This is a genomic window from Succinimonas sp., from assembly GCF_045225735.1.
Classification (GTDB): Bacteria; Pseudomonadota; Gammaproteobacteria; order Enterobacterales; family Succinivibrionaceae; genus Succinimonas.
Window position 1 is genome coordinate 1 of sequence record NZ_JBGVBR010000067.1, and the last position, 3,466, is coordinate 3,466.

Consider the following 3,466-nt stretch of genomic DNA (forward strand, 5'->3'; position numbering starts at 1 on the left):
TTCCGGGAATCGAGCCCAACCCCCGCATTGAGTCCGTAAGAAAGGGCGTGGAGATGGTGAAGCAGGAAAATATCGACTTCATTATCGCAGCCGGCGGCGGCAGCGTTATCGACTGCGTTAAAAACATTGCCTGCGGCGCCAGGTATGACGGAGATCCCTGGGATCTGGTAATGGATGCCAGTCTCATTAAGGGGCATGTGCCGTTTTTTGCGGTGCTGACCCTGTCAGCCACCGGTTCCGAATACGATGGCGGCGGCGTCATCACCAATCCGGAAACTAATGAAAAGAATGCTCTTCTGGGGAACATTTTCCCGGAGGTGTCCATTATGGATCCGGAGTACACCTATTCGGTTAACGCCTGGCAGACCGCCTCCGGTTCCGCGGACATTATGTCCCACGTCTTTGAGTCTTATCTGGTGAAGGACGGCAATATCTTTACCGACGGCATCTGCGAGGCTATGCTCCGCACCATTGTGGAATGCACTCCCAAAGCTCTGGAGCAGCCTGATGATTACGAAGCCCGGGCTCAGCTTATGATGATAAGCTCCTTCGGCTGCTGCGGACTTCCGGCTATCGGCCGCACCCCGTCTCCCTGGGTATGCCACGGCATTGAGCATGAGGTGTCCGCCTTCTATGACATTACACACGGCGCCGGTCTCGCCATTCTGACGCCGCCTCTCATGAGATTCTGGCTCACCGAGGAAACCGCGCCCCGTTTCGCCCAGTACGGCGTAAGAGTATTCGGTCTGGATCCGAAGAACGCTCCCATGGACAATGCCGAAGAGGCCATTCGCAAGACTGCGGAATTCTTTAAGAGCATCGGTCTTCCCGGCACCCTGAGAGAGGTGGGCATTGACTCCGATGAGCATTTCGGGGAAATGGCCGACCATATCATCGCTCACTGGTTCGGCAACTTCAAGGACGCTCTCCGCCCGCTGAACCGGGATGACATCATCGGCATTCTGAAGGCGGCTCTTTAAGGAATTGCCGTCTGGCGAAGATTAAGCCGAGCGATTAAGCATTGTAATTAGCCTGAACCTGCCGGAAACAATGCGACAGGGCTCAGAAGAGAAATCTCCCGGGATTAAGGTTCCGGGATTTTTTTTGCTGAACTAAAGAGACCTGCTTTTGGAGCCTCTTATTTCAGCCTTTTTTCTGCCCCTTGCCGCATCGCCCCTTTGCCGCCACATGATTTTATAAAGGTTCGCGCCGGGAGAGACATTATTGCTCCTGCCATTTCGGAACTCCGCTGCTCGTTTTTCCTCTTTGTCTGTTTTGGATTCATTTTATGAAAGAGCCCCGTAAACCGGATGAACACTATTGGACAAAGAACCAGAATGCGCCGAGGATCGTTTCCTGGAGAGGCTTGGCTTTTGAGAAGGTCTGTTTTCAGCATATAGATCAGATCAAAAAGACACTGGATATATACGGCGTGCAAACCGCTCAGTCTGCATGGATCGGATCAGATGACGAATCAGGGGGCGCGCAAACTGCTCTCCTTCTGGACAGAGCTGATCGGGTGCTCAATATGTGCGATATCAGGTATCAGGGAGAGCCGTTTTCAGCTGACAGGGGGTACTGTCAGGCTTTATCAGAAAGACAGATGATTCTTGCAGCAAATATTTCTCCCAGAAAAGTGATTCGCCATACTCTTATCACGACTTACGGATTGGTGCGTAACGAATACAGCGGGTTATTTTCAAATGTGATCACTCTTGATGATTTGTTTGCCTGTTAGCCGCCTTTCATAACAGGCAATAACACATGCATGGAAAGAACGGGGCATTGAACGCCACACGATATGCCAAAGGTCCCTCAAAAGCTTCCGTCTTTCTGCTGTCGTTAAAATGTTTATGGGGCAGGAAACCGCCAAATTCACACACCCAAACGGCACCGGATATCGTTAAGCCATTCTCCCTTGTACTTAAAGTACCTCGGGCCGGCAATTGCATATTTCTTCCCGGAGAGCAGTTTTGCCAAAGCCGTCAAAGACATTGTCTCGCCATTGTACTTAACATTCTTATCATCAGCCACTGTTGCGACAATATTGGGATCAGCACAATACTCAATCGCAGCCATAGTAACCGCTCTCTCCGGCTATGATCCCGGGGATTTTGAGGATCCTGTAAGTATTCTCCCTGGAGAAGCGAAGAAAACAAATACTACACCAATACCATGAACGGCACATCTGCCGCCGCGCCCACCGTGTCCGGAGCTGTCGCTCTGGCGTATCAGGCCAAACCTGACATGACGGTATCGCAGCTCCGTTATCTTCTGGCAAAAACCGCCAGAAACGACACTGCGATGCCCACCCTGGCTCTGACGGCTCTGGAAAGATATGATGACTTCTGCGGAGAAAAAGTCATCTTTGATTACGGCTGGCAGGATAATGCCGCGGGTTTCCGGTTCGCTAACTGGTACGGTTTCGGGGTTGCTGATGCCGGGCTCTGGTGAAGGCCGCTTTGGAGTGCGATAAGGATCCCGTCTGCTCCGGCATGAAGGAGCTTCCGGAGAAATACGTATCCGCCAACGAGAATCCCTGCGCGTACACTGATGACTCCGGACGTTTAATAACCTGCACCTTCTCAGATTTCCAAAATGAAGAGGGAGAACCTCTGGGCCGGAAGGAACTTATTTTGGATGCCGTTACCTATGATGTCTCAGGTCTTAATTATCTTCCGGATGGCATTATAGAAGCCTGCGAACTGGCGGTCACCGCTGAGGATGAGAACATGACGGAGCACAACGCTGAACGCAAGAAGGCCGTATTTAGCGCCAATTCTCTTCTGGAGCTTATAGCAGAATCTCAGTCCGGCATTAAGTCACTGCTGAAGCCCCTTTATACCAACTGGGATTACCAGTCCGGGGTTAAAATTCCGAATATGAAGATTTCGATGTTTTTTTAAAGTCGCTCTGGAGCCTATGGATATCGCCACCTCGGCCTTTTATCAGGAATCCCTGAGGGAGGATCCGGACAGGAAGTTCCGACTCTTCGTGAGAAGCGCCTGTCAGATTGATGCGGACAGGCTTAATAAAAACATGCATCTTACCGTCTACGGCCGCAAAAGGTAAGCGATTCATGTTCAGAAGCATTCGCCCGGCTGCGGATATGCGATTTTCAGGCAGACACTCTGATCTGAAGTCCGGGAAAGCATTATAATTAAATAACCGCCGGCGCTGATTATTTTTCCGGCAATGCAGAATTTTAAGAAAATGCCTCTTTTCATATACCAACGGGGAGCGTTTATGACATTAACCTTTAGGAAAATCAGTTTTCCTTTGTTTTTAACGGCAGCCATGCTTATGACCAGTGTTTCCTTTGCCAATGCCGCTTTGGCAGATGACGGCGTGATTCAGAAAAAGAACTCTGTAATCTATACCGGCAATTTCGCGCTTGCTGACAAGGCAGGCGCTCAGGCTCAGGCCCAGTCTCCCCGGGAAACCCTGGGATCTCTTCACGACTATG

General features: G+C 50.8%; 6 protein-coding genes and 1 pseudogene. 6 read left to right on the forward strand and 1 reads right to left on the reverse strand.

Annotated features, from left to right (window positions below):
• Both ACJROR_RS02335 and ACJROR_RS02340 read left to right on the forward strand, forming a co-directional pair.
• Window positions 1-980 (forward strand): iron-containing alcohol dehydrogenase (locus tag ACJROR_RS02335; protein ID WP_406545690.1); only part of this gene is annotated, 980 nt, incomplete at its 5' end.
• Window positions 981-1,366: 386 nt separating this feature from the next.
• The gene (locus ACJROR_RS02340) at window positions 1,367-1,738 is read left to right on the forward strand and encodes a hypothetical protein (protein WP_406545691.1); all 372 of its coding nucleotides are present in this window, start codon (window positions 1,367-1,369) and stop codon (window positions 1,736-1,738) included.
• Window positions 1,739-1,875: 137 nt separating this feature from the next.
• Here ACJROR_RS02340 and ACJROR_RS02345 read toward each other — a convergent pair whose 3' ends face one another.
• Window positions 1,876-2,079, reverse strand: a complete 204-nt coding sequence (locus ACJROR_RS02345) for a hypothetical protein (protein WP_406545692.1) — start codon at window positions 2,077-2,079, stop codon at window positions 1,876-1,878.
• A 96-nt stretch (window positions 2,080-2,175) separates the two neighbouring features.
• Here ACJROR_RS02345 and ACJROR_RS02350 point away from each other — a divergent pair, with 96 nt between their 5' ends.
• From ACJROR_RS02350 to ACJROR_RS02365, 4 genes and pseudogenes are all read left to right on the forward strand, one after another.
• Window positions 2,176-2,454, forward strand: coding sequence for a S8 family serine peptidase (locus ACJROR_RS02350; RefSeq protein ID WP_406545693.1), 279 nt, complete (start codon window positions 2,176-2,178; stop codon window positions 2,452-2,454).
• Window positions 2,455-2,462: 8 nt separating this feature from the next.
• Entirely contained in the window at window positions 2,463-2,906 is a 444-nt protein-coding gene (locus ACJROR_RS02355) for a hypothetical protein (protein ID WP_406545694.1), read from the forward strand.
• Between the two features lie 16 nt (window positions 2,907-2,922).
• Window positions 2,923-3,072 carry a hypothetical protein gene (locus ACJROR_RS02360; RefSeq protein ID WP_406545695.1) on the forward strand — a complete coding sequence of 50 codons (150 nt, stop codon included), beginning with the start codon at window positions 2,923-2,925 and terminating at the stop codon, window positions 3,070-3,072.
• 174 nt (window positions 3,073-3,246) lie between these two features.
• Window positions 3,247-3,466, forward strand: a pseudogene (locus ACJROR_RS02365) (hypothetical protein); the annotation flags it as partial.

Excerpts from the sequence above, each read along its gene's own strand:
- ACJROR_RS02345 (WP_406545692.1), bottom strand. The coding sequence starts at position 2,079 with ATGGCTGCGATTGAGTATTGTGCTGATCCCAATATTGTCGCAACAGTG.
- ACJROR_RS02350 (WP_406545693.1), top strand. The coding sequence starts at position 2,176 with ATGAACGGCACATCTGCCGCCGCGCCCACCGTGTCCGGAGCTGTCGCT.
- ACJROR_RS02360 (WP_406545695.1), top strand. The coding sequence starts at position 2,923 with ATGGATATCGCCACCTCGGCCTTTTATCAGGAATCCCTGAGGGAGGAT.